This is a genomic window from Bradyrhizobium sp. CCBAU 51627 (assembly GCF_028128765.1).
In the GTDB taxonomy this organism is placed as follows: Bacteria; Pseudomonadota; Alphaproteobacteria; order Rhizobiales; family Xanthobacteraceae; genus Bradyrhizobium.
In genome coordinates this window covers 393,260-417,085 of the sequence record NZ_LBJG01000024.1, presented here as the reverse complement: position 1 = coordinate 417,085, position 23,826 = coordinate 393,260, and the positions used below count along the sequence as shown (strand labels likewise).

The following is a 23,826-nucleotide window of genomic DNA, read 5'->3' as shown; positions in this document are numbered from 1 at the left end:
ATGGAACGCGGGGCTTAGTTGCGACGCCGGCCGCCTGAAATGACCTCGATCTCGCGGCGGCGGTCGCCGGCGAAGGTCAGGAGCTTTTCGATCGTCGGCGTATCCGTGATCCGTTTGGCAAGCCGCTCGGCGCGCGCAGCCTGATCTTCGAGATACTGGATCGTGTTCAACCGCCGTCTCCCCCAAAGTCCGGAATTGCCGGACGCTCATAGTGCGGGAGAGCCGCTAACAGCCGGTTAAGCGCAGGGCGCCGATATCGCTCTATTGCACGACGTCGAGCCGGACATTGGCGACACCCTTGTCGCGCATGCCGAGCGCCTCGGCCGCCGACGGCGAGACGTCGACCACGCGTCCGCGCACGAAGGGTCCGCGATCGTTGACCCTGACGGTCACGAAGCGGCCGGAGGACACGTCAGTGACGCGCAGCTTGGTGCCGAATGGCAGCGTCGGATGAGCCGCGGTCATCTCGTCCTTGTCGAACCTCTCCCCGCTCGCAGTCTCGGTGTCCGAGTAGAAACTCGCCACACCGTGCAAGGCCGTCGGCCTGGCGTCGGCGGTCTCATCGGGGGCACGCGACCGGCTGACGGGATGCGGATGGAGCGCCGCCACGCGGTGCGGCCGCTCGATTGCCGCCTGCCGGCTGGTGGCGGCAAGATCGGCCCTCTGGCGGCCAACCGGTGATTGCGCGCAGGCGGCGAGCGAAGCGGCACCGGTGATGGCAAGCAGCAACCGGCTTGAGGTTGCCAGCGACATCAGGGCACTTTCGGCACGTGCGAAGCGAGACATGATACGCCCTCCGAACAACCCCAAGTTTCGGTGGTCAATGAGGGCAGAACCTTGGCTGAACAAAAGCGGCCTTGCGGCCAGCTTCGTTTCGCGCCGGGTGTGATGAATCCATCACACTCACGTGTCCTGAATCGACACAGAATAGCGAAAAATCAGCTGGATACGACACACCAGACGATCGGCGCATCTCGGGCCCGCGCGTCTCTGATTTCGGCGTCACCCCCTGACGAGCGGTATCAGTTCACGCCGATAGAGCAGCCGCCACCCGGTTTTCAGGCTGGCGAGAAAGTCGAGCTCCGTTTGCGTCGGCTGGCGTCGCAGCTGACACGCACATCAGCGCGATCGGCAAGGACGGTTGTAGCCGCTCCAGCATCGAAATGTCGGCCGGCCAGGACTCGTCCGGCCCCGGCACGGACAAGGGCCGCCGGTCGATGGTGGGCGTCGGCCAATGCATCACGACGGCATCGCCAGCGATGCCAGCAGCGCGACGATCCACGCCGTCATATGACGTGCGGATTGCGCACGCGAAACAAACAGGCTGAGACCGATCCAGACGACGCCTCCCAGCGCGAAGGAGCGTAACGCCGCCTCAGCCAGAGGACGATCATCCCTTGTTCACTCCCCTCGCCTTTTTCGCCTTGGCCACCTGGTCGGCCAGCGTGCGCAATTGCTGCTGGTCGAGCATCGCAGTGTCCACCATACCGACGAGGACCTCCTCCATCGAGCCGTTGCAGAACCAGTCGACGATGCGCTGCACCGCCTTGGCGGCAACGCGGGCGCGCGCCTCAGTGGCATGGTAGACGTAGGTACGCCCGTCCACGGTGTGGCGAGCATAGCCCTTTTCTTCCAGCCGGCGCAGCACCGTGCGCACCGTCGATTCCTTCAGATGCCGCGACAGCCGCTCGCGCACGATTTCGGCGGTCACCGGCCCATGGGCCCATACCAGTTGCATGACCTCGTGCTCGAGATCGCCCAGGCCGCGCAAACGATCGTCCATGGCGGCTTACCTGTTGAGGTTCTAGTAACGCTACAGAGCGTCGCACATGAGGCCGTGCCGAGCAACGGCGATTGAATCGGACATGACGCTGGGTTGGGGAGGCCTGGGAGTCGGGCGGACTTTATAATCTGGCCCGCAGCCCTGGACCAACAGCTGCACGCCGCGGCTACTCGTTAGCTTTTCGCAGAATATCGCTCATTTGCCCTGTCCAGTTCGGATTCTTCGCCCTTAGAACGGCCAGGACATCTCCCGGTTGCTTGTCGACTTTCCTCATATTGCTGGCGCAGTCGCGTGCTTCGTCCCATCTATCCAGCTCAGCATAACAACAAACGAGAATCTCCAAGGTGGTCCACCAGTCCGGTCGAACCTGAAGAGCTCGGATTGCAGCTTCAAGCGCCGCTTCTGGCCTTCCGGCAAAAAGACGGGCCAAAGCAAGCATATTGAACCATACGAAGTTTTGCGGATCGTAAGGGCTAAGTCGCAACCCGTGTTCAAGGGGAGAGATCGCCTCTGACGCGCGTCCATTGAAAAGGAGGGCCATTCCCAAACCGAGATGCCCGAGCGCAAAGCTCGGACTGATTTCGATGGCCTTGCGAGCTGCTCGGATCGCTTGCTCGAGTTGTCCTGAGAAGATGCTGACGATTGCGAAGGCGTAGTGCGAGTAGGGATTGCGCTCATCGAGATAGATAGCCTTGAGCGCGGCCTGCAACCCCTCCTGCAGCTCAAGGCCAGGATTTTCCGCCCAACCATAAGGAACGACGCCGCCACTGACGCGGGCGAGCCAGATATGCGCCTCCGGCAGCTCGGGATCGAGCCTGCAGGCCTCGCGAAACAGTTCCCGTGCTCTGAGATGGTTCTCGCGGGTGACCTGATGGAAATGCCAGGTGCCGCGACGCACCAGATGCCAAGCCGTCATATTGCCGGTGTGACGAGCCGCGGCCTGGACTCCTTCGGTCTTGAGCAGCTCCGGTTCGATCGCGCCCGCGACACGCTCTGCAATCTCATCCTGAATGGCGAAAAGCTCTGTCAATTCGAGGTCGTATCGTTCCGCCCAGATATGACTGCCCGTCGTGGCATCGACCAACTGCGCGGAAATCCGCACGCGCGGGCCTGACTTGCGGATGCTTCCTTCGAGTACGTATCGGACGCCAAGCTCACGTGCGACCTGCTTTGTGTCGACCGATCTCTCTTTGTAGGCAAAGCTGGAATTGCGCGCGATCACGAAGAACCACCGAAAGCGCGTCAAGGCAGTGATGATATCTTCGGTAATGCCGTCCGCGAGATACTCCTGTTCTTTGTCGCCACCCAGATTGATAAATGGCAATGCCACGATTGATGGGCGGTGCTCCTGCTCGGTCTTCGGCGCATTGCCTCCGTCGGCGCCAGCTTGTGCAGCAATGCTACCGATGAACCGATATCCGACACGCGGGATCGTTGCGATCCAGTCCCCTCCATCAGGCGACGGACCCAGTTGTTTCCTAAGCGCTGCAATCTGAACTGAGAGATTGCTTTCCTCGACCGCAGCATCTGACCAGGCGGCCCGCATCAGATCGGCTTTGGATATCACCTGGCCGGGGGCCCGAAGAAGCGTTAGCAACAGCTGCAGGCCCTTGCTGCTCAGGGCAATTGGACGGCCTTCACGGACAAGCGTTCCGCGATCCACGTCGAGGACGAACGGACCAAAGGCGATCTTGGTAGACATTCGCGCAGTTTAGCTAAGTTCGCAAGATTTCGGAAGTTTTCGGCGATCCATTCAAGACTTTTAGTGAGCGGCTCAGCGATCCTGTGCTCGTTGTTTCCATGACACCGAACAGGAGGATTTCATGGCATCGGTAAGCGAAATCACCAGGTCAGAAGGCATGCGGGTCGGGGCCGCCCAGAAGGCGTCCGTGGTCAGGTCAGGTGCCAAATACAGGTCGGAACAGGGATCTGACTACGAACCGGGCGTGAGCGCGGAGACCGTCGGCTCGAAGGTCCTGTTTCTCGGAATCGTGACGCTTCCGGCAAGTGCGCGAACCAAAGCGCACGTGCATGAGCGCCACGAGACTGCGCTCTATCTGCTCAACGGCGAACTCGAGGTATGGACCGGAGATCAGCTACAGCATCGCGAGTTGGTGGGGCCGGGCGACTACATCTACATTCCGGCCAACGTGCTGCATGTTGCCGTGAACCGGGGAGAGAAACCTGCGGTCTGTATCGGTACACGCAACGAACCCACTGCACAGGAAAGTGTGGTTCTGTATCCCGAGATGGATGCCAGAGTGCCGTAAATCGGCGGCCGATCGTCGTTCTTGAAAGTGCCAACTCCCGTCGAGCTGCTCGACGGGAGTGCTTTCATTAGAGATGTCGTCCGGTTTTCCCCTATTCGCCGGAAGAGCGGACCTTCCGATATCGACACGATGGGCCAAAACCGGCAATGCTCTGCTTGACCAAACATTTCTGCTTAGATCCCAGCCCGGACGTCTGCGCCTTTACGAGTCCACGCCAGAATCGCGAGCCTCAATACATCGGCTCGTACATTTGCGATTGGACCAAGGCCTTGACGTCGTTGGGCGCAGGTCCGTCGGCGAGCCCGCGCTGAAAGGCGACGTCCGCGACGGCAGCCGCAATGCGCACCGACACCTCGCGGATGCGGGGCAGCGCCGGATAGAGGCTGCCCTGATCCAGGTCCTCCCTGCCGACGCAATTGGCCAGCGTATGGGCCGCCGCCATGAACATCTCGTCGGTCACGAGCCGCGATCCGCTCGCGATCACGCCGAGACCGACGCCGGGGAAGATGTACGAGTTGTTGCCCTGGCGCGGCACGAAGATGCGGCCGTCCAGCTTGACCGGATCATAGGGACTGCCGCACGCAAACAATGCGCGGCCCTCGGTGTAGCGATAAGCATCCTCTGCCGAGCATTCGGCCTTCGAGGTCGGATTGGACAGGGCGAACACGATCGGCCGCTCATTGAGCTCCGCCATCATCTTGAGTACATCAGGCGTGAAGGCGCCGCCGACCGCGGCAACGCCGATGATCGCCGTCGGCTTCAGCGTCTTGATCGCGGTCAGGAAGTCGGCGATCGGAGCCTGGTCCGTATGCGCATAACGGAGCTTGTGACCGGAGAGTCCCTCGCGGCCGCTGACGACCAGGCCGCGGGAATCCACCAGCCAGTTGCGGCGAAGCGCCTCGGCTTCCGTCGCGCCCTCCGCCATCATGGCCGACACGACCAGATCGGCGATGCCGGTCGCCGCCTCGCCCGCGCCGAGGAACAGGATGCGCTGGTCCCGGAGCTTGCCGCCACTCACCTTCAGCGCCGAGAACAGGCCGGCGAGCGCGACCGCCGCGGTGCCCTGGATGTCGTCGTTGAAGACGCAAGTCTCGTCCCGGTATTTGTGCAGCAGCTTGAACGCGGAATGATTGGCGAAATCCTCGAACTGGATCAGCACGCCGGGAAAGGTCTTTCGCGCGGCGGTCATGAATTCGTCGACGAAGCTGTCATAAGCGTCCCCGGTGAGGCGTCGCTCGCGCAGGCCGAGATAATAGGGATCGCTCAGCAGCTCTTCGTTGTTGGTGCCGACGTCGAGCACGATAGGCAGGCACTGTTCGGGATGCACACCGGCGCAGGCCGAATAGAGCGAGAGCTTTCCGACCGGAATGCCCATGCCATTTGCGCCGAGATCGCCGAGGCCGAGAATGCGTTCACCATCCGTCACGACGATCAGCTTGGCTGGATAAGGCCAGTTCTTCAGGATGTCGGCGATCTGACCGCGATCGCGCGAGGAAATGAACATGCCGCGTGGACGCTGGAAGATCAGGCCGTATTTCTGGCAGGCGAGCCCGACCGTCGGCGTGTAGATAATCGGCTGGATCTCGTCGAGATTGTCGACGACGACGCGGAAGAACAGCGCCTCGTTGCGGTCATGCAACGCATTCAGAGCGACGTATTTTTCAAGGTCGGTCGGCAGCGCGCGCAGATTGGTCAGCACGCGCTGAGCTTGCGTCTCCATCGTCAGCACGCAAGGCGGCAGCAGACCGCGCAGGCCGAACTTGGCGCGCTCCGCCTCGGTGAAGGCCGTGCCCCTGTTGAGCAAGGGATCGCGCAGCAGCGTCATGCCACGTGCAGAATCGGACAAGGTCGGTTGGGCAAGGACGCGGGCAGGTCTATTCACGAATTCCCCCAGGAAGCTTCACATTGAACCACAACATTGTCGGCCACCGCTCAATTGAGATCAAGGACCGAGCGAGGCGCGGGATGATTGTGATCTCGCACCGCAGCGAGATTTTCGCGCGCGGCAAAAGGTTAACTCTTACTCCTCATGGTGAGGAGGCGCGTCAGCGCCATCTCGAACCATGAAAGGCCCCTATTTCTCCTGTGGCGCATCCTTCGAGACGCCCGCTTCGCGGGAGGATGAGGGATTGATATGCCGCAACAGCGTCATTCCGGCTTGATATCCGCCGCCTTCACGACGGGCCACCATTTCTCGATCTCGGCCTTCTGAAAAGCACCGAGCGCGGCTGGTGCTTGCTGGTCCGCCGGCGGAATCTCCTGGCCCAGCTCGGCAAAGCGCTGCTTCACGAACGGGTCGGCAAGAGCCGAGACGATCGCCGCATTGAGCTTTGTGACGATCTCCTTCGGCGTGTTCTTCGGTGCCCAGATGCCGTGCCAATAGGAAATATAAAGCCCGGGCAGGCCCGCCTCATCAACGGTCGGGATGTCGGGCGCAAGGCGCGTCGGCGAGGTCATGATATCGATCTGTCCGGCGACGAGATCGATGATGGCAGGATCCGCGCCGCGGCAAGGCAGTTGACCGGACCGCTATCCGGCGGCCCGCCGCGGCGTGAGGCTTGCGGCATGATCTGCCGGCGGCGCGACGTGCAACAAGATGGTCTGGGTCGCGGACGCGACCTCGATGCCGTGCTGCTGGAAGCGTTGCTTCATGCGGCGGTTGAACTCGCGCTGCACCGGCCAGCGGCCCGCCTCGGTGCAGCGGATCTGGCCGACGATCGACACCATCGCACCGTCGACCTTGTCGATGCCCCAGAGCTCGAGATCGCCGCGGATCAGCGGGCGGAATTCCGTCTCGCGGCGCATCTCCTCGACGATCTCCTTGAGGATCTGGCCGGCGCGGTCGGTATCTTCCTTGTAGGCGACATTGACACTCACCGACGCATTGCCGGCGCCGCGGCTGGCATTGGTGATGGTCGTCACCGCGCTGAACGGCACGATGTGCACGGCGCCGTCCCCGGCGCGCAGGCGGATGGTGCGGATCGAGACGTTCTCGACCACACCTGACAGCCCCGACACGCTGACGGTGTCGCCGACCTGGACCGTGTTCTCCAGCAGCAGGAACAGACCGGTGATGAGATCCTGCACCAGCTTCTGCGAGCCGAAGCCGATGGCGATGCCGACGATGCCGGCACCTGCGAGCAGCGGCGCGACATTGACACCGATCTCGCTCAGCGCCGTGAGGCCGACCACGGTGGCGATCAGGCACAGCAGCGCGGTTCGCAGCATCGGCTGGAAGGTGCGCAGGCGTGCCGCCCGGGCATAATGTCCATCGCGCGACAGCGTATTGATCTGCCGGTCCAGCAGCGCATTGCTGGCCTCCCAGATTGCAGCAGCGATCACCGCGGCGACGCCGATCGTCGCCACGGCCGAAAGCAGGCGGCTGCCGATCTGACCACCATAGAACCACACAATGGCGTCGATGCCCCAGACCTCGAGCACGGCAACGAAGCCGATGAACGCGATCACTGAGGAGACGATCTTGCGCAGCAGCGGCAGATAGCGATTGGCGCGGACCTCCAGTCCCGGAAAGCGCTGGAGGATCTCCGGCTGGATCCGGAAGCCGCGGTCGATCAGGCTCAGCGTCACCATGATGACCACCCGCGTGATCAGGACGACCGCGATGGTGCCGACGAAATACTGCAACAGCAGCGAGTAGCCGTTATGGATGTTCAGCGCCCAGACCGCCCACAGCGCCAGATCGAGCGCGATGGCCAGATAATGCCAGCCACCGGCAATGCGGTTGCGCAGGCGCGCGGCCATGCCCTGCCGTTCCGCCGGCGCGCGGATGGCATCGGCGACCTGGCGGCGGCATTGCAGGATGATGACGACGACGAACAAATGCACCACCAGCATCACCATGCGCACCAGCGCAGCGTAACCGGCGCGATGCAGGCCGAGCAGCAGCGCCACATTGGCAAAGGCGATGCCTGATACGGCGACGCCGACGATGCGGCGCGCCCAGATCTCGATATAAGCGGCCGTCTCGGCGCGCACCGGAAACAAGCCGAACGGCCCGGCCAGCGCACGGACCACGCAAATGAGCCCGCGAGAGAATGCATAGGCGTTGACCACCGCGAGGATGACGAGACGAACCGTGGCGGGCTCGCCGATTTCCGTGCCGAGCAAAGCGGTCGCGAGACCGACGAAAACGATGACCGGGAGCAGCTCGAGCAACAGCCGTCCCAGGACAAAGGGCAGCCGCAGCAACAGCTGCCAGACGCGCGCGAGACTGTGCCGGTGCTTGTGCAATTCAGGCTCGGGGGTGACATCCACGACCGAGGGCGGCGGATCGGCAATGGGCAGCGTCCGCGCCGCCAGCCGTGCGCTCTGCGGCACGTGCCCTTCAAGAAAAGCGACCGGACGCCGGATCAGGCGGACGCCAACCCATTCGGCCGCGAGCGCGCAGCCGAACACCAGCGCCAGCTTCCAGGCGATCTCGATCAGGAGATTAGAGGCCTCGGGATCATTGGCGGTCCGTACGATCCAGTAATAGAACGCCCAAAAATGCGTAAGCGTCCGCGCCATGTCCGCGACATCGCGCGAAATTTCGCCGATCTCCTCCGACACCGTGAGCAAAAGCTGCGCGCCGAGGCCATCAGCCGACAGCGGGATCGGCGATTTCTGTTCGGGCACAGGCTGCTGCGGACCCGACGCATTCGCGATCGCGCGCAGCGTGTCGATCATCCGTGCGCGCTTCTGGTCGTCCTGAAGCGTTTCCAGTGCGCGCCTGGCCTCGTCAGGCGAGAGCGCGGCAGCGCTGTTGGCGACCGGCGCAGGCGGCTCTGCGTGGGCTGAAGAGAATGACGAAATGGCCAGAAAGAAGACAGCGAGAAACGCCGAGGCAAGCTTATGCGACACGCGGATTCCCCAAAAGTAAATGAAATGCGCCGGCGGAATCGTGACCGCGCGAAGCACTGCGTCATGTCGGATCGGCGCTATTCGCCCCGATCCTGTGTCGGAAGTTTGCCGACCAGACGACAATGTCTTGGCATTTGCCGCTTTGGGGGGTCCCAAACGCACAGCGCCGGGCAGGTAGGGGCTTTGCCTCACTGATGCAGCCCTCTAAACCTTGACCCGGCGTGCCGTTCGCGGTTTCCGCCGCTATGCGATAGTCCGAACGAGCTCCATCGCAATTAACGCGGCTGGATTTGCGGAGGTGGTGTCATAGACCTCCCCTTGCTCTTGAGTGGACGTTACGCGTCGCTTGGTTGCGACCGCACGCATGGTCCTCCCCCGACACAAAACTGTCAAGCGCGGATCAATGGGCTGCCGCATCACATTTGCACGCCTGTTCCGCGACAGTCGCCATCACGACACGTGCGGATGTTGGCATTATGCTTCTGTTTTGCCCGACGCGTCAACCAAATTTCATAAAATCCGAATAGTCGGAACAAGCGGTTGATTCTGCTGCCGCCGGCTACTGTGCATGGGGTTGTTTTCGCGTTTTTCCTTTCGCCCGCTTCTTGCTCCCCTGCCCTTCTTGCTCCAGTGCCTTGCGCACGTTGTCGAACTCCGCCAGCGAGGCCTTGTCCGCGCGCGGAAAGCGCAGGTCCAGCTTTTCCAGCGCTGCGACGATCACCGAGCCGATCACGACGCGGGCGAACCATTTGTGGTCGGCCGGCACGACATACCAGGGCGCATGAGGCGTAGCAGTATGCCGCACGATGTCCTGATAGACCGCCTGATAGCGCGGCCACAAGGCGCGCTCCTTGATGTCGTCCATGGAGAACTTCCACTGCTTGGCCGGCTCCTCCAGCCGGTCGAGGAAACGCTGGCGCTGCTCTTCCTTGGAAACGTTGAGGAAGAACTTCAGCACCACGGTGCCGTTGCGGCAGAGATAGCGCTCGAATGCGCTGATGTCCTCGAACCGCTCCTTCCAGATGTTCTTGGTGACCAGCCTTGGCGGCAGCTTCTCCTTGGCGAGGATCTCCGGGTGCACGCGCGTCACCAGGCATTCCTCGTAATGGGAGCGATTGAAGATGCCGATCCGGCCGCGCTCCGGCAGCGCGACGACATGGCGCCAGAGGAAGTCGTGGTCGAGTTCCTTGCTGCTCGGTGCCTTGAAGGCCATGACTTCGCAGCCCTGCGGGTTGATCCCCTCGAAAATCGCCTTGATCGCACTGTCCTTGCCGGCGGCATCCATCGCCTGGAAGACGATCAGGAGCGACCAGCGGTCCTGAGCGTAGAGCTTCTCCTGAAACGTGATCAGGCGCTTCTTGTTGGCGTCGAGAATCTCCTGCGCCGTCTCCTTGTCCAGATCGCCCCTCTCGTTGGTCTTGTAGTCCTTCAGGTGAAACTTGCCGGCTCCATCGTGCCGAAATGGCGTGATGTAGCGGTCAAGCTCCTGGGCGAGCGATTTGGACGGCTTTTTGCTCATGAGCGCGGGACACCTTGCGTTGCGGCTTCAATCGGTCGAGCAGGCTACCAAGGATGCCCTTGGGAAGGAATATGATGAAAAGCACCAGCAGCACGCCGTAAACGAGATTGTCCCAGCCGACCGCGTTGGTGCCGAAGCCGATGCGCAAGGTTTCCGCGAGCAGGATGGTGATGACGGCACCGACGGTCGGACCGAGCGAGACGAACAGGCCGCCGACGATGGCCGCGAACACCATCTGGAGCGACACCGCAATGCCGCTGACCGTGTCGGGCGTGATGAACATCTGGTACTGGCAATAGATCGCACCCGCCAGCGCCGTCATCACGGCGCTGATCAGGGTGATCTTGAGTTTCTCCGCGGTGACGTTGACGCCGGCGGCTGCCGCAGCGTCCTCGTCCTCAGAGATCGCCTCCAGCGCGTAGCGGCTCATGCCGCGATCGATCAGGTGCCAGACGACGATGCCGACGAGCCAGACCCCGAGCGCGATCAGATACCAGGTGGTCTTGTCGTCGAATTGGAGAGCCAGAAGCTTGTTGCCGGAGGCGCGGTTCGGCGTGTAGCCCAGCGAGCCGCCGGTGTAGTCGCGTGTCGCCGTGATGACCTGGAGCACGATGCCAGACAGCGCCAGCGTCACCAGCACGAAATAGTGCCCGGTGATACGGAAGCGAAAACAGGGATAGCCGACGATCAATGCGAGCGCACCGGCTGCGACCATGCTGACAGGAATCCCGACCCACGGCGACAGACCGAGATGGTTCCACATTAATGCCGTGACATAGGCGCCGATCCCCATGAAGCCGCCATGGCCGAGCGAGACCAGGCCGAACCGCCCCATCATCGACCACGATGTGTAGGCGAACGACCAGATCAGGATCAGCACCAGGATGTGCAGATGATAGGGATCGCGATAGACGAACGGCAGCGCGACGAGTGCCGCCAGTCCTGCTCCCGAAGCGACGACCCGGCCGCGCCCTGTCATCGGCGCCTCGCCAGCAGGCCCGCAGGCCGGATGAACATCATGACGATGAAGAAAGCGAACGCGAGCACATAGCCCCATTCGAGATCGGAGAACAGGCCGCCGAGCGAGATGATCTCGGCGAAGACGAAGGCGGCGATGAAGCCGCCGATGAAATTGCCGAGCCCGCCAAGCACGCAGATCAGGAAAGTGATCGGCCCGAACGAGAGGCCGACGAAGGGGTGCACGTCATATTGCAGCACCAGCAGGCAGGCGGCGAGCCCGGCCAGCCCACCGCCAATGGCTGAGGTGATGAGATAGATGCGCTTGGTGTCGACGCCCATCAGCGCCATGATCTGCCGGTCTTGCGAGATGGCGCGGATCGCAGTGCCGGTAAAGGTCCGGGTCATGAACAGATAGACCGCAACCATGCCGACCAGCGCCGCCAGAAACGACAGCAATCGCGCGTAACTGAAGTTCATGTCACCAAGGGCGAGCACCGGCAGGCGAATGCCGAGGTTGCGGAAGTCAATCCCGAAGGCGACGGTGGCAAAGCTCTGCAATACGAACAGCACCCCGCCGGTCGCAAGCAACTGGTTGACCGGCGGTGCGGCGAGCAGCGGCGCGATCACCAGATAGTGCAGGAGGGCGCCGAGGATCGCGACCAGCAGGATGGTCAGCGGCGCCGCGATGAAATAGCTGATGCCGTAATACTGGACCAAGAAATACATCGCGTACATGCCGATCATGACGAGCTCGGCGTAGCAGATCCAGGTCACGTCGATGACGCCGAATATCAGGTTCAGCCCGAGCGCGAGCAGCGCCAGGACGCCGCCGAGCAGGATGCCGTTGATGACGGCCTCCAGCAGATAGATGTCGAAAATGTCCAGGAACGCCTGCATCCACTCACACCCCGAGATAAGCTTCCTTGACCGTGTCGCTCGCGAGCATCTCGGCCGAGGTGCCTGAGGCACGGATCGTTCCGGCCTCGATCAGATAGGCGCGGTCAACCACGCGCAGCACCTGCTGCACGTTCTGCTCGACGATCAGCACCGTCAGCCCCCTGGCGCGAATCCGCTTCACGAGCTCGAACACCTGCTGCACCACCACCGGCGCCAGACCCGCCGAGGGCTCGTCGAGCAGGAGCAGCTTGGGATTGGACATCAGTGCGCGGCCGATCGCGCACATCTGCTGCTCTCCGCCCGACATGGTGCCGGCCATCTGATGGCGGCGTTCCTTCAGCCGCGGAAACAGGTCGAACACGACCTCCAGCCGCTCGGCATAATGAGCGCGCGCCTCCTTCATGAATGCACCCATTTTGAGATTGTCGTCGACCGAGAGCTGCGGAAACAGTCGTCGGTTCTCCGGTACATGCGCGATCCCGAGGCTGACGATCTTATGCGCTGGCGTCGCCAGGACGTCGGCGCCTTCCATCCGGATCGATCCGCGCGAAGGACGGATCAGGCCGGAGATGACCCGCATCAAGGTGGTCTTGCCGGCGCCGTTCGGCCCGATGACGCCGACGGCCTCACCGGCCTTGACGTCGAGATCGACGTCGAACAGCGCCTGGAAGGTGCCGTAACCGGCATTGACGCCGCGAAGCTCCAGCATCATTGGCCTCCCGCGCGGCGGCGCGCTTCGGCGGCCGCAGCCTGCGTGGTCTCGGCATCGGTGCCGAGATAGACCTCGATCACGCGCGGATCGGCGGCGACGGCGCTCGGCAATCCTTCCGAGATCTTCTCGCCATGGTCGAGCACCATGACGCGGTCGACGACGCGCATCAACACGCCCATGATGTGCTCGACCCAGATGATGGTGATGCCGAGTTCGTCGCGGATGTTGCGCAGCATGTCCGCAGCCTGGTCCATCTCGGCCTCGTCGAGACCGCCGAGGCTTTCGTCGGCGAGCAGCAGCTTTGGCGCGGTGGCGAGCGCCTTCGCAAGTTCGAGCTTCTTCAAGCCGGCGGCGCCCAAGCCGTCCACGTTGGCGTGGCGATCAGTCGGCAGGCCGACCATCGCAAGCGCGCGCTCGGCCGCCTCCTCGGCCCTGATTCGGCTATGGCGACCCTGACCATAGAAGCCGGCGAGCGCGACGTTCTCGAAAATGGTCAACCGGCGGAACGGCCGCGGAATCTGAAAGGTGCGGCCGATGCCGCGGTTGATGATCCGGTGCGGCGCCAGCCCCGCAATCTCGGAACCATCGAGCATGATCGAGCCGCCGCTCGGCGAAAGCGTGCCGGAGAGCATGTTGAAGATCGTGCTCTTGCCCGATCCGTTGGGGCCGATCAGGCCGAGGATCTCGCCTTGATTGACGGTGAACGAGACGTTGTTGACGGCAGTGAAGCCGCCGCCGAACCGTTTCACCAGCCCGCTGACCTCCAGCACCGCCCCGCTCCGCTAGCTGCCTTCCTCGGGTGACAGGATGGACTCGCGCCACACCCAAGCGGCCGAACGTATCGCTGCAATCGCGATCAACAGCCCGCATACCAAGTGGGCAGCCATGCGCAGGCGCATTTGAACCTCCCCGGACGATTGTGCATTGCAGTTTTTTTGCTTTTCTTTCCACCCATCACATGGGCTGGACCGCGCGATGTCAAGCCTTGCGCGTCAGCGCGAGGCGAACTGCTGCGCGACGAAGGCCGTGACAAATCGCGGCATGGTCGGCGTGAGATCATCCATTCTGCGAACGAGATGGATCGCCGAGAGTTCCGGCTCGTCCTGATCAGCCAGATTGGCCTCTATCCTCGCGCGAACTGCCTCGCCGGGCATATCCAGGTTCAGGATCTGCATCATTGCTATCGAATGGCTGGTGACGACACAGTGCCAGTCCGTCTCGGCCGAATAATCGGCTGGCGACAGGCCAGTCTCCTCGCCGATCTCGCGCACGACACTGCCGGGGATATCGAGCGTACCGTCCTTGACGTCGTCCAGGTCGGGCGTGCCCGACGGGAAATAAATGCGCCCTGAATTGGCTGTGTGATGCGCCATCTCGCCCATCACGAAGGCGCCATCGGAAGCGCGTAGCGCTCCCATGCCGAAACCGTTGAACACGGCCGGATCGGGAAAGCCCCAGTCGCGCCAAGCCAGGAAGCTGGCGAAATCCGTCTCGAAATAGGTGGCAGCGAGACGACCGTCCGTGAAGGCGGCATCGCGCCCGAGCAGAACACGGCCGTTCCAGAGCTTCGGCCGCGCGCGCTGTTGCTCGGCGAAATGCGCGGCGATCTCAGCGCGCCGCTCCTCGGCAAAGGGCCAGACGACGGGGCGTACGGCAAGGTCAAGCGTCGTGACGCGATGAATGCTCGATGAGGTCATGACGACTGACTACCAAGCCTCCGCGCCAACTATTTGGCGCTCCCCGTGGGCTTCCTGGCCTGTTCGACGAACTTATTGGTGAAAGTCTTGCTGACGTCGATCTTGGCGTTGGCCACCTCGGGTGAGCCGATACTGAACACGGCGAGCACGGCGTCCGCGCCCTTCGGATCCATCTTGCCGGTCTCGGAGAACATCGGGATCGTGTTCTTCAGCGCCGCGAGATAGAGGTCCTTGTTCTTGCCGACCATCTCGTCGGGCATCTTCGCCATGATCTCCTCGGGTGAGTGCGAATGGATCCAGGCGATCGTGGCGAGCATCGCGTTGGTCAGCGCCTGCGTTTCCTTCTCGTGTCCGTTGATCCAGGCTACAGTCGAGTACAGCGCACCGCCAGGATATTCGCCGCCGAAGGTCTCGAGCGTGTCCTTTTGCGTGCGGGTGTCGCTGAGGATGCGCAGATCCTTGTGGCTGCCCTGAAGCACGGTGACGGAGGGATCGAGCATCACCGCGGCATCGATCTGCCCCTGCTCCATCGCGGCCACCGCCGTGGCGCCGAGGCCGACGCCGATCACGGCGGTGCCGGCGGGATCGAGCCCGTTCTTCTTCAGGAGATATTTCAGAAAGAAATCGGTGGAAGAGCCCGGCGCACTAACGCCGACCTTCTTGCCGGCCAGATCCTTGATCGACTTGATGTCACCTGTATGCGAGGGTGCAACCACCAGCACGAGGCCGGGATAGCGGTCGTAGACCACGAAGGCCTGCAGCTCCTGCTTCTTCGCGGCCAGATTGACGCAATGGTCGAAATAGCCTGAGACCACGTCGGCGCTGCCGCCGAGCACGGCCTTGAGCGCGTCCGAACCGCCCTTGAGGTCAACCAGATCGACATTGAGGCCAGCCTTCTCGTACTCGCCAAGCTGCTTGGCCAGCACTGTCGGCAAATAGCACAGGCAGGCGCCGCCTCCCACCGCAATGGTCACCTTGCTTTGCGCCGTGGCAAGCGAGGTGCTGAGCGCCAGTGCGAGCAGCGCGCCAGCGAGCCTGGCAATCGTGTTCTTCATTAGTTTCCTCCGTTCGGCTGGCGGCACCATAGAGCAGCGGGACTGGCTTGAGAAGCACGGCTTAAGGGGCACTGGCCATTGGCCTTTCGGAGCAATAGCATGGGTGGACAACAACAATTCCTGACGGGGAGGATCGTCCATGAATCGCCTTGCAGCCGGGCTGTCGATGACAGCCGCTTTTGTCGCCGGATGCGGCGCGACCTATCTGTTCGGACCGGCGCTGGCCGCCGAAAGCAGCACCGCTCAGATCATCCATACCGGCGAAATGGAAGGCGACGCGCTCGGCCCCGCCAACAAGGTCGGCTACCGCTCCAAGACTTTCATGACCGCCGACGGCGCCACCGTCTCGATCCAGGTCGGCAATGTGCCGAAGCATTCGCATCCCAACACCAACGAGATCCAGTACATCCTGGACGGCACCGGCACGATCTGGCTCGGCGACAAGCAAGTGACTGTGAAGCCCGGCGACCTCGTCATCATTCCGAAGGGCACGCCGCACGGCGGCACCAAGCCGATCAGCGGGCTGGTCAAGGCGATCGCGATCAAGACGCCGCCCCAGGCACCGGACGACGTCAAGCTGCTGGATTGAGATCAAGCGATCAGGGCACGCGCCCATACGCGGGCCGTTTTTCCGCTAGCTGTGCCCATCTACCGCCGGCCGCCACACCAGCAGACGCCGCTCCACCAGCGTCACGCCAAAATCGATCAGGATGACGAAGGCCGACAGCACGAACATGCCGGCGAACACGCCGGCGACGTCGAACACGCCTTCGGCCTGCTGGATCAGATAGCCGAGCCCCGCCGCCGATCCCAGATATTCGCCCACGACGGCGCCGACGACCGCAAAGCCGACCGAGGTGTGGAGCGAGGAGAACATCCACGACAGCGCCGACGGCCAATAAACATGCCGCATCAATTGCCGCTCACTCATCCCGAGCATGCGGCCATTGTCGAGCACAGTGCGGCTGACCTCCTTCACCCCCTGATAGACGTTGAAGAACACGATGAAGAACACCAGCGTCACGCCGAGCGCGACCTTGGACCAGATGCCGAGGCCGAGCCAGAGCGCGAAGATCGGCGCGAGCACGACGCGCGGCAGCGCATTGGCCATCTTGACGTAGGGATCGAACACCGCAGCGACCAGCGGCTGCCGTGCGAACCAGAATCCGACCAGCACGCCGCTGAGCGAGCCGATCGCGAAAGCGAGGATGGATTCCCAGAGCGTGATTGCCAGATGCTTCCAGATGACCCCGCTCGCGAACCATTTCACGATCTGACTGAACACGTCGACGGGATTTGAGAAGAAGAACGGCGGCAGCAAAATCTTGCCGAACACAGGGACGCTCGAAAAAAATTGCCACAGCGCAAGGCAGACGACGGCGACCAGTACCTGTAGCGCCAACAGCGTGACACGCGACATCACACGGCCTCCGCCGGCTGGATGGATTGCGCGTACCCCTTCATCACCTCGTCCTTGAGCACGCTCCAGATCTCGCGATGCAGCGCATGGAATTCCTTGTCAAGCCGCACCTCGAAAATATCGCGAGGACGGGCAAGGTGCACGCGCCAATCGCCGATGATGCGGGAGGACGGCCCCGCCGACATGATCACGACGCGGTCGGCGAGCGCGATGGCCTCTTCGAGATCATGGGTCACGAAAAGCACGGCCTTGCGATCGGCGTTCCACAGATCTAGCAGAAGATTGCCCATCACTTGGCGCGTCTGCGCATCGAGCGGCCCGAATGGCTCGTCCATCAAGAGGATCTTAGGATTCCGGATCAGCACCTGCGCGAGCGCGACGCGCTTGCGCTGGCCGCCGGAAAGCATGTGCGGATAGCGGCCCGCGAAGGCGCCGAGGCCGACGGAGGTGAGCCATTTTTGCGCCTGCGGCAGCGCCTCACCGCGCGGCGTGCCCTTGATCTCGAGCCCAATTGCGACATTGTCGAGCGCGGTCTTCCAGGGGAACAGCGCATCGGCCTGGAACAGGTAACCGGCGTCCCGGTTCAGCCCCGCAAGCGGCCGGTCGAATATCCTGACGCTACCGGCGGCGGGCTTGAGCAGCCCGGCGGCGACATTGAGCAGTGTCGATTTCCCGCATCCGGTCGGACCGACGATGGCGACGAACTCGCCTTGCGCGACCGTTAGATGGGCCTTCTCCACCGCCGTATAGACCCGGCCGTCCCCCAGCCGGAACGCAACCCTGGCATCTTCCAGCGCCACTGCCGTGGGCGTTGTCATGTGTTTCCTCCGAACTTGGCTTGATGCCTTAGCCGCTCGCGCGGCCAAGTTCAATCAACCGGCCAAGCGTGCTACGCATGGGCCTCGACCATCCACCCTCCCTCTGGAGGGCAAGCGAGCTGAGTGCACGTCTGATGCCTTCCAGACCGATGATTGGCTACACCCACGTCACCAAGAGCTTCGGCCCCCTCAGGGCCGTCGACGATTTGTCGCTCGACATCGCCGAAGGCGAGTTTCTGGCCATTGTCGGCGGGTCGGGATCTGGCAAGACGACGCTGCTGCGGCTCTCCAACCGGCTGATCGAGGTCGACGGCGGCACCATCACGGTCGAGGGCGAGGACGTCCAAAACATCGATCCGGTCGCGCTGCGCCGCCGGATCGGCTACGTCTTCCAGAGCGGCGGGCTGTTTCCGCATTTGAGCGTCGCGGACAACATCGGAATCACGCCAAAGCTGCTCGGCGCGCCCTCGGCCGAGATTGCCGCGCGCGTCGACGAGCTGATCGAACTCGTGCAACTCGACCGGGCCTCGCATCGCGACCGGCTGCCCGGGGCGCTCTCCGGCGGCCAGCGCCAGCGCGTCGGCGTGGCGCGGGCGCTCGCTGCCAAGCCTCGCATCCTGCTGATGGACGAGCCGTTCGGCGCGCTCGATCCCCTCACCCGCGACGCGCTCGGCGACGACTACCGCTCGCTGCATCGCCGCCTCGGGCTGACCACCGTGATGATTACGCATGACATGACGGAGGCGATCCTACTCGCCGATCGCATCGCGGTGATGCGCGGCGGACAGTTGCTGGCGCAAGGTTCGCCGGCGGAGCTCTCGAAGAGCAGCGATGCTTATGTGCTGGAGTTGTTGCGCACGCCCCGGCGCCAGGTCGAACGACTGAACTTGCTGCTGCCACAGGGCGGTGCGGCATGAGCCTCTTCAAGGATCCGCGCTGGGGCGAGGCGCTGTCGCATTTGCCCGACTATCTGGGCAATCATGTGCGGGTGAGCCTGGCCGCACTCGCGCTGGGCCTCGCCGTCAGCCTGCCGCTGGCGATCGTCACGCGTAATCGCCCGGCACCGCGCGCCATCCTGCTCGCGCTCGCTTCCATCGTGCAGACCGTGCCGGGGCTGGCCCTGCTCGCGCTGTTCTATCCGCTGCTGCTGCTCGGTGCATCCCTGACGCTTGCCTGGTTCGGCGTCTCCTTCTCCGCGTTCGGCTTCCTGCCGGCGATGCTCGCCCTGGCCCTCTATTCGATGCTGCCGGTGCTGCGCAACGGCATCACCGGGCTGAACGGCATCGATCCTGCGCTGATCGAAGCTGCCAAGGGAGTCGGCATGACGCCGCGACAGTCGCTGCTCATGGTCGAGCTGCCGCTGGCGCTGCCGGTGATGATGGCCGGCATCCGTACCGCCGCGGTGTGGGTGATCGGCACTGCGACACTGTCGACGCCGATCGGGCAGACTAGTCTCGGCAACTACATTTTTGCAGGGCTGCAGACCCAGAACTGGGTGTTCGTGCTGTTCGGCTGTTTTGCCTCAGCCCTGCTCGCGCTCGCTGTCGATCAGCTGCTTGGGCTGATCGAGAGTGGGCTGCGCCGCCGCAATCGCCTGCGCGCCGGACTCGGTGCGATCGGTATTGCGGCACTGGTTGCGGCGACGCTGATCCCGACCATGGGGCGTTCGTCATCCGGCTATGTGGTAGGCGCCAAGACCTTTGCGGAGCAATATGTGCTGTCGGCGCTGCTGCGCGACCGCCTCCAGGCGGCCGGCCTTTCCGCGACAGCACGATCGGGTCTCGGCTCGAGCGTGATCTTCGAGGCCCTGAAGGCCGGCGACATCGACCTCTATGTCGACTATTCCGGCACGCTCTGGACCAACCAGCTGCACCGCACCGACATCAAGCCGCGCGCGGAGCTGGTGGCGGAGTTGAAGACGTCCCTCGCGAAGGACAACATCACCCTGCTCGGCGAGCTCGGATTCGAGAATGCCTATGCGCTGGTGATGCCGAAAAAGCGCGCCGACGCGCTCGGCATCCACACCATCGCAGACCTCGCCGCGCACGCTTCGACGCTGTCGATCGCCGGCGACTACGAGTTCTTCTCGCGGCCGGAATGGGCGGCGCTGCAAAAGGCCTACGGTCTTCAGTTCAGCGCCCAGCGCCAGATGCAGCCGGACTTCATGTATGCGGCGGTCGCAAGCGGCGAGGTCGACGTCATCGCCGGCTACACCAGCGACGGCCTGATCGCGAAATACGATCTGGTGGCGCTCGACGATCCCAAGCAGGCGATCCCGCCTTATGACGCCATCCTGCTGCTGGCGCCGAAGCGCGCCGGCGACAAGCAGCTAAAGGCGGCGCTAAGCCCGCTGCTCGGCAAGATCGATATTGCCACCATGCGTGAGGCCAATTTGCGCGCCAGCGGTAATGACGCGAATTCATCGCCGGATGCGGTGGCAAAGTGGTTGTGGGGCAAGGTCGGACGACCGTAGAAGAGTTGAGGGGGTTAGCCGCAGGGGACGTCCGGCTACCCCCTCCTGCCCGTCTCTGGAGGCCGAGATGGGCAAAACGCAATCAATTCACGCCCGCACCTCCTGCCGCTGGAACAGCACATAGCTGAACGCGAACAGAATGATGGTGCCGGCGACCAGGCCGACGGTCTGCGGCCAAGCAATCATGATGCTTTCGCCGAACGGCAGCGGCGCGCCCATGACGGCGCCACGAAGCTGATCGAGAAACACCGGTCCGAGCGTACGGGTCGTCGGTGACAGCACCGCCAGCATCGCTTCCCCGAACAGGTCGTTCGGCGACAGCCGGAGCAGCTCCTGCGTCCAGATCGCGGTGGCCGGATCGTTCAGGCCGAGCAGCACGTAGCGCGGGTCTGCAGGTGCGATCGCCTGCGCCAGCGCCGGAGCCAGCATCGGCCAGAGCACCGTCAGGAACAGCCAAATGCCCAGCGCGACCAGCGCTGCGGTGGCTGCCGACCGGAACACGGTGGACAGCAACATCGCCAGAGACAACCAGACGCCGGCGTAGAAGATCGCCACGATCAGGAACACCGCCGATCGCGCGATCTCCTCGCCTCCGGGCGGCACGCCGAGGAAGATCAGTCCGAGGCCGATCACCAGCAGCCACAAGGCGGCAAGGCTGATCCCGATGGTGGCGAGGGCTGCAAGGAACTTGCCCATCAACAGCGCATCACGATAGATCGGCTGCGCCAGGATACGCGACATCGTCCGCCTGTTGTGCTCGCTGTTGACGGCATCGAAACCCAGCCCGATTGCCATCAATGGAATGAGAAAGCCGAGGATGGCGACAAAGGACGGCAAAGGCGCCTGGTCGATGGTGAACAATCGCAGCAGGAGAAACGGATCTTCCGCGGTGTTCTGCCTGAGGCTGCTGATCGCTTCATAGAGCGCGGCAAGCGCCGTGGAGACGATCAGCAGCTCCAGCATCAGCATCCGAATGCTGGAGACATGGTCGGAGAGCTCCTTGACGAACACGGTCGACAAGCCCTGGAACGGTGATCCCTCACGCCGCATGACGAACGTCCCCCGTGGGCTGTGCCTGGAAGTAGCGCGCATAGATCGTCTCGAGACTCGGCTCGTCGACCGACAACCGTCGCAGCGCCCCGTCGCCCGCAACGACGGCGCGCGCCGCATCCGGCCGCACGTCGCGCTCGGCCGTCATGCGGAAACGATCGGCGGCAAGGGTCTCCACCTGGGTCACCCCCGGGATCATCGCCAGCCGCCGGGCGATGCCGGGCCCTTCGGCTTCGACCTCGACCACGAAGCCCGCACCGAGCACCTTGACGGCAAGCTCCGGCACCGCGCCCATGAGCACGATGCGGCCGCCCCGGAACAGCGCGACCCGGTCGCAGACGCGCTGGACCTGGTCGAGCATATGGGACGACAGCAGCACGGTGACGCCCTCGGCTTTCAACTCGCGGATCAATCCGAGGAATTCCTGCGTCGCTTGCGGATCAAGGCCAGATGTCGGCTCGTCGAGGATTGCGATCTCGGCGCGCTTCATGATGATCTCGGCCAGACCCAGCCGCTGCCGCATGCCGCGCGAGAAGGTCGCGACACGCTTCTCGGCCACCTCGGCAAGGCCAACGCGGGCGAGCGCCGACTCGATCCGGGCCGCCCGCTCGGCGCGGGCGAGTCCCATCAGCTTGGCGGTGTAGGCCAGATTTTCCGTAGCCGTAAGCTGGTCGTAGAAGCCGACGGCATCGGGCAGATAGCCGACGCGCTGCTTGACCTTCAGCGGCTCGCGGGCCGGATCGAAGCCGAGCACGCTGACCTCGCCCGACGATATCTCGGTCAGTCCGAGCATCATCAGGATGGTGGTGGTCTTGCCGGCGCCGTTCGGGCCGAGCAGGCCGAATACCTCACCGCGGGCGATGCCAAAATCGATGGAATCGACGGCGATCGATTTTCCGTAGTGCCTGGTAAGGCCGCGCGCGCTGATGACGAGATCGCGGGGCGCGCTGTTGACCTCGGTCTGCTGCTCGCTCATCGGCGTCCGTACCTCGCGACTGCACCAAGCATCAACAACAGCGCGACGCCGATGACGCCGGCGCCCGCCACGCCCCACACCGTCGAGGTGGCGACAGTGATGCGGAACTGGCTCGAGGCGCTTTCACCGCGCGAGGAGGCGCGGATGGTGGTCTGATAGTCGCCGGCCAGCGACTTGTCGCTGGGAGTGAGCAGCGCCTGCACCTCACTGTCCTTGCCGGGCACGAGACGATCGATCGTCGCCGGCTCGAACGTCACCTTCCACCCGTTCGGCGCGGTGCCCGCCAGCGCGATGTTCTCGGCCGGCGCAGTGCCGGTGTTGGTCACGACGATCGGAATCGAACTTTGCTTGCCCGCAACGGCGCGGGCGCTCAAGAGGCCGTCGCGTCCGGAGATCTGGAGCTGCGGCTGCCCGACGACATCGAGCGCGAGCTCGGTGGAGGCCGAGGCGTCCTCTGCCTTCACGGTCACCTTCACCGGGAAATGTCCGGCATCGATCGTGGTAGGCGGACGCACCTTCAGCTTGACGTCCTTGGACTGGCCGGCATCGATCGGGATCGAGGAGAGCTCCTGCGTGCCATAGGCCTCGGTGAAGGAGGTCTCGAAATTGGCCGGCGCTTCGGCGGCAAAACTGGCGGTGAGATTGCGGCCTGAATCGTTCTTGATCGAGAGCGTGTAATCGAAATTGGACTTGGGGCTGCCACGCAGGGACGGCAGGCTCGATTTGACCGTGAGTTTTGCCGGCAGCTCCTTGGCGAGCGACACGGCGATCGGAAGCTCCGCACTGCTGCCCTGGCCCTCGGCCTTCACCGTGAGCGTGTGCGCGCTGAGATCGTTGCCGGCGGGAACATCGAGCCTGAGCTGAAGTGCGACGCTGCCATCGGGGGCCGGCATCGCCGCCGCGACGGGCTGGCCGCCGCCGAGCAGGGTCGCAGTCCAGCCGCTCGGCACGCCCGCGACCGAAAGCTGGTAGCGCTGAGGCGACAGATCATAGTTCTGCAGGCGCAGGGAGATGTTGCTGGTCGTGCCGGGGCGCACGGTGACCGCCGGATAGTCGGTCATGAGAAAGAGGCCCTTGATGTCGTGCGCCGGTTCGAGGGCATGAGCAGCTGGACTCAGCAGCATGAGGGCGAATGCAAGGCGCGCGGCATCAAGCGCTCGCATGGATGTTCTCCTGCAAGAAGGGGGATCGGGGATCGGCAACATTACCGCCGGAAAGACCATGGTGGCGGCGTGTGGGATGATGGGACCAATCGTGACAAAGTTTGGGAAGCGAGACGCCGCACCAATTACAAGTCGGTGATTTCAGGCGTTTTTCGGCTCAGACTTTAGTTTGA

At 63.4% G+C, this 23,826-nt stretch carries 22 protein-coding genes and 1 pseudogene; 4 read left to right on the top strand and 19 right to left on the bottom strand.

Going from position 1 to position 23,826, the window contains the following annotated elements; translation table 11 throughout:
* Nucleotides 1-14 precede the first annotated feature (14 nt).
* The 4 genes from XH88_RS16920 to XH88_RS16905 all read right to left on the bottom strand — a co-directional run bounded on the left by XH88_RS16920 (nt 15) and on the right by XH88_RS16905 (nt 3,485).
* Nucleotides 15-170, bottom strand: a complete 156-nt coding sequence (locus tag XH88_RS16920; RefSeq protein WP_271669426.1) for a hypothetical protein — start codon at nt 168-170, stop codon at nt 15-17.
* A gap of 91 nt (nt 171-261) precedes the next feature.
* Nucleotides 262-786 carry a septal ring lytic transglycosylase RlpA family protein gene (locus tag XH88_RS16915; RefSeq protein WP_271669425.1) on the bottom strand — a complete coding sequence of 175 codons (525 nt, stop codon included), beginning with the start codon at nt 784-786 and terminating at the stop codon, nt 262-264.
* 604 nt (nt 787-1,390) lie between these two features.
* Complete coding sequence (locus XH88_RS16910; RefSeq protein WP_271669424.1) at nt 1,391-1,783, bottom strand: BlaI/MecI/CopY family transcriptional regulator; 393 nt, start codon at nt 1,781-1,783, stop codon at nt 1,391-1,393.
* A 166-nt stretch (nt 1,784-1,949) separates the two neighbouring features.
* A complete protein-coding gene (locus XH88_RS16905) occupies nt 1,950-3,485 on the bottom strand; it encodes a winged helix-turn-helix domain-containing tetratricopeptide repeat protein (RefSeq protein WP_271669423.1) in 1,536 nt (511 codons plus the stop codon).
* A 121-nt stretch (nt 3,486-3,606) separates the two neighbouring features.
* Between XH88_RS16905 and XH88_RS16900 the strand changes: the two genes are divergently transcribed.
* Entirely contained in the window at nt 3,607-4,053 is a 447-nt protein-coding gene (locus XH88_RS16900; protein ID WP_271669422.1) for a cupin domain-containing protein, read from the top strand.
* 229 nt (nt 4,054-4,282) lie between these two features.
* Here the strand turns inward: XH88_RS16900 and XH88_RS16895 are convergent, their stop codons facing one another.
* From XH88_RS16895 to XH88_RS16850, 10 genes and pseudogenes are all read right to left on the bottom strand, one after another.
* Entirely contained in the window at nt 4,283-5,935 is a 1,653-nt protein-coding gene (locus tag XH88_RS16895) for an NAD-dependent malic enzyme (protein WP_271669421.1), read from the bottom strand.
* 266 nt (nt 5,936-6,201) lie between these two features.
* A pseudogene (locus tag XH88_RS16890) lies at nt 6,202-6,570 on the bottom strand (tripartite tricarboxylate transporter substrate-binding protein); the annotation flags it as partial.
* Nucleotides 6,571-6,582: 12 nt separating this feature from the next.
* Nucleotides 6,583-8,913 carry a mechanosensitive ion channel domain-containing protein gene (locus XH88_RS16885; protein ID WP_271669420.1) on the bottom strand — a complete coding sequence of 777 codons (2,331 nt, stop codon included), beginning with the start codon at nt 8,911-8,913 and terminating at the stop codon, nt 6,583-6,585.
* Between the two features lie 559 nt (nt 8,914-9,472).
* Entirely contained in the window at nt 9,473-10,432 is a 960-nt protein-coding gene (locus tag XH88_RS16880; RefSeq protein ID WP_271669419.1) for a polyphosphate kinase 2 family protein, read from the bottom strand.
* Nucleotides 10,392-11,411 carry a branched-chain amino acid ABC transporter permease gene (locus tag XH88_RS16875; RefSeq protein ID WP_271669418.1) on the bottom strand — a complete coding sequence of 340 codons (1,020 nt, stop codon included), beginning with the start codon at nt 11,409-11,411 and terminating at the stop codon, nt 10,392-10,394. The genes XH88_RS16880 and XH88_RS16875 overlap by 41 nt, the downstream gene beginning before the upstream one ends.
* Nucleotides 11,408-12,289: a branched-chain amino acid ABC transporter permease gene (locus XH88_RS16870; RefSeq protein ID WP_271669417.1), complete on the bottom strand. Its 882-nt coding sequence runs from the start codon at nt 12,287-12,289 to the stop codon at nt 11,408-11,410. Before XH88_RS16870 ends, XH88_RS16875 begins: the two co-directional genes overlap by 4 nt.
* 4 nt (nt 12,290-12,293) lie before the next feature.
* Nucleotides 12,294-12,998, bottom strand: coding sequence for an ABC transporter ATP-binding protein (locus tag XH88_RS16865; protein ID WP_271669416.1), 705 nt, complete (start codon nt 12,996-12,998; stop codon nt 12,294-12,296).
* Entirely contained in the window at nt 12,998-13,771 is a 774-nt protein-coding gene (locus XH88_RS16860) for an ABC transporter ATP-binding protein (protein WP_271669415.1), read from the bottom strand. Before XH88_RS16860 ends, XH88_RS16865 begins: the two co-directional genes overlap by 1 nt.
* Before the next feature lie 222 nt (nt 13,772-13,993).
* Nucleotides 13,994-14,698 carry an NUDIX hydrolase gene (locus XH88_RS16855; RefSeq protein ID WP_271669414.1) on the bottom strand — a complete coding sequence of 235 codons (705 nt, stop codon included), beginning with the start codon at nt 14,696-14,698 and terminating at the stop codon, nt 13,994-13,996.
* Between the two features lie 29 nt (nt 14,699-14,727).
* Nucleotides 14,728-15,753 carry an ABC transporter substrate-binding protein gene (locus XH88_RS16850; RefSeq protein WP_271669413.1) on the bottom strand — a complete coding sequence of 342 codons (1,026 nt, stop codon included), beginning with the start codon at nt 15,751-15,753 and terminating at the stop codon, nt 14,728-14,730.
* 139 nt (nt 15,754-15,892) lie between these two features.
* Here XH88_RS16850 and XH88_RS16845 point away from each other — a divergent pair, with 139 nt between their 5' ends.
* Complete coding sequence (locus XH88_RS16845; RefSeq protein ID WP_271669412.1) at nt 15,893-16,342, top strand: cupin domain-containing protein; 450 nt, start codon at nt 15,893-15,895, stop codon at nt 16,340-16,342.
* A gap of 45 nt (nt 16,343-16,387) precedes the next feature.
* On the opposite strand, the gene XH88_RS16840 is transcribed toward XH88_RS16845, so the two are convergent.
* Together XH88_RS16840 and XH88_RS16835 are read right to left on the bottom strand one after the other, a co-directional pair.
* Nucleotides 16,388-17,173 (bottom strand): ABC transporter permease, encoded by a 786-nt coding sequence (locus XH88_RS16840; RefSeq protein ID WP_271669411.1) that lies wholly within the window; start codon nt 17,171-17,173, stop codon nt 16,388-16,390.
* A complete protein-coding gene (locus tag XH88_RS16835; RefSeq protein WP_271669410.1) occupies nt 17,173-17,991 on the bottom strand; it encodes an ABC transporter ATP-binding protein in 819 nt (272 codons plus the stop codon). Before XH88_RS16835 ends, XH88_RS16840 begins: the two co-directional genes overlap by 1 nt.
* Nucleotides 17,992-18,125: 134 nt before the next feature.
* Between XH88_RS16835 and XH88_RS16830 the strand changes: the two genes are divergently transcribed.
* On the top strand, nt 18,126-18,908 hold the full coding sequence (locus XH88_RS16830; protein WP_271669409.1) for an ATP-binding cassette domain-containing protein: 783 nt from the start codon (nt 18,126-18,128) through the stop codon (nt 18,906-18,908).
* Entirely contained in the window at nt 18,905-20,464 is a 1,560-nt protein-coding gene (locus XH88_RS16825) for an ABC transporter permease/substrate-binding protein (protein ID WP_271669408.1), read from the top strand. Before XH88_RS16830 ends, XH88_RS16825 begins: the two co-directional genes overlap by 4 nt.
* Before the next feature lie 87 nt (nt 20,465-20,551).
* On the opposite strand, the gene XH88_RS16820 is transcribed toward XH88_RS16825, so the two are convergent.
* The 3 genes from XH88_RS16820 to XH88_RS16810 are packed head-to-tail and all read right to left on the bottom strand — an operon-like array spanning nt 20,552 to nt 23,653.
* Nucleotides 20,552-21,514 (bottom strand): ABC transporter permease, encoded by a 963-nt coding sequence (locus XH88_RS16820; protein ID WP_271669407.1) that lies wholly within the window; start codon nt 21,512-21,514, stop codon nt 20,552-20,554.
* Nucleotides 21,504-22,490: an ABC transporter ATP-binding protein gene (locus XH88_RS16815; RefSeq protein ID WP_271669406.1), complete on the bottom strand. Its 987-nt coding sequence runs from the start codon at nt 22,488-22,490 to the stop codon at nt 21,504-21,506. Before XH88_RS16815 ends, XH88_RS16820 begins: the two co-directional genes overlap by 11 nt.
* Complete coding sequence (locus XH88_RS16810) at nt 22,487-23,653, bottom strand: COG1470 family protein (protein ID WP_271669405.1); 1,167 nt, start codon at nt 23,651-23,653, stop codon at nt 22,487-22,489. Before XH88_RS16810 ends, XH88_RS16815 begins: the two co-directional genes overlap by 4 nt.
* Nucleotides 23,654-23,826: the final 173 nt, after the last annotated feature.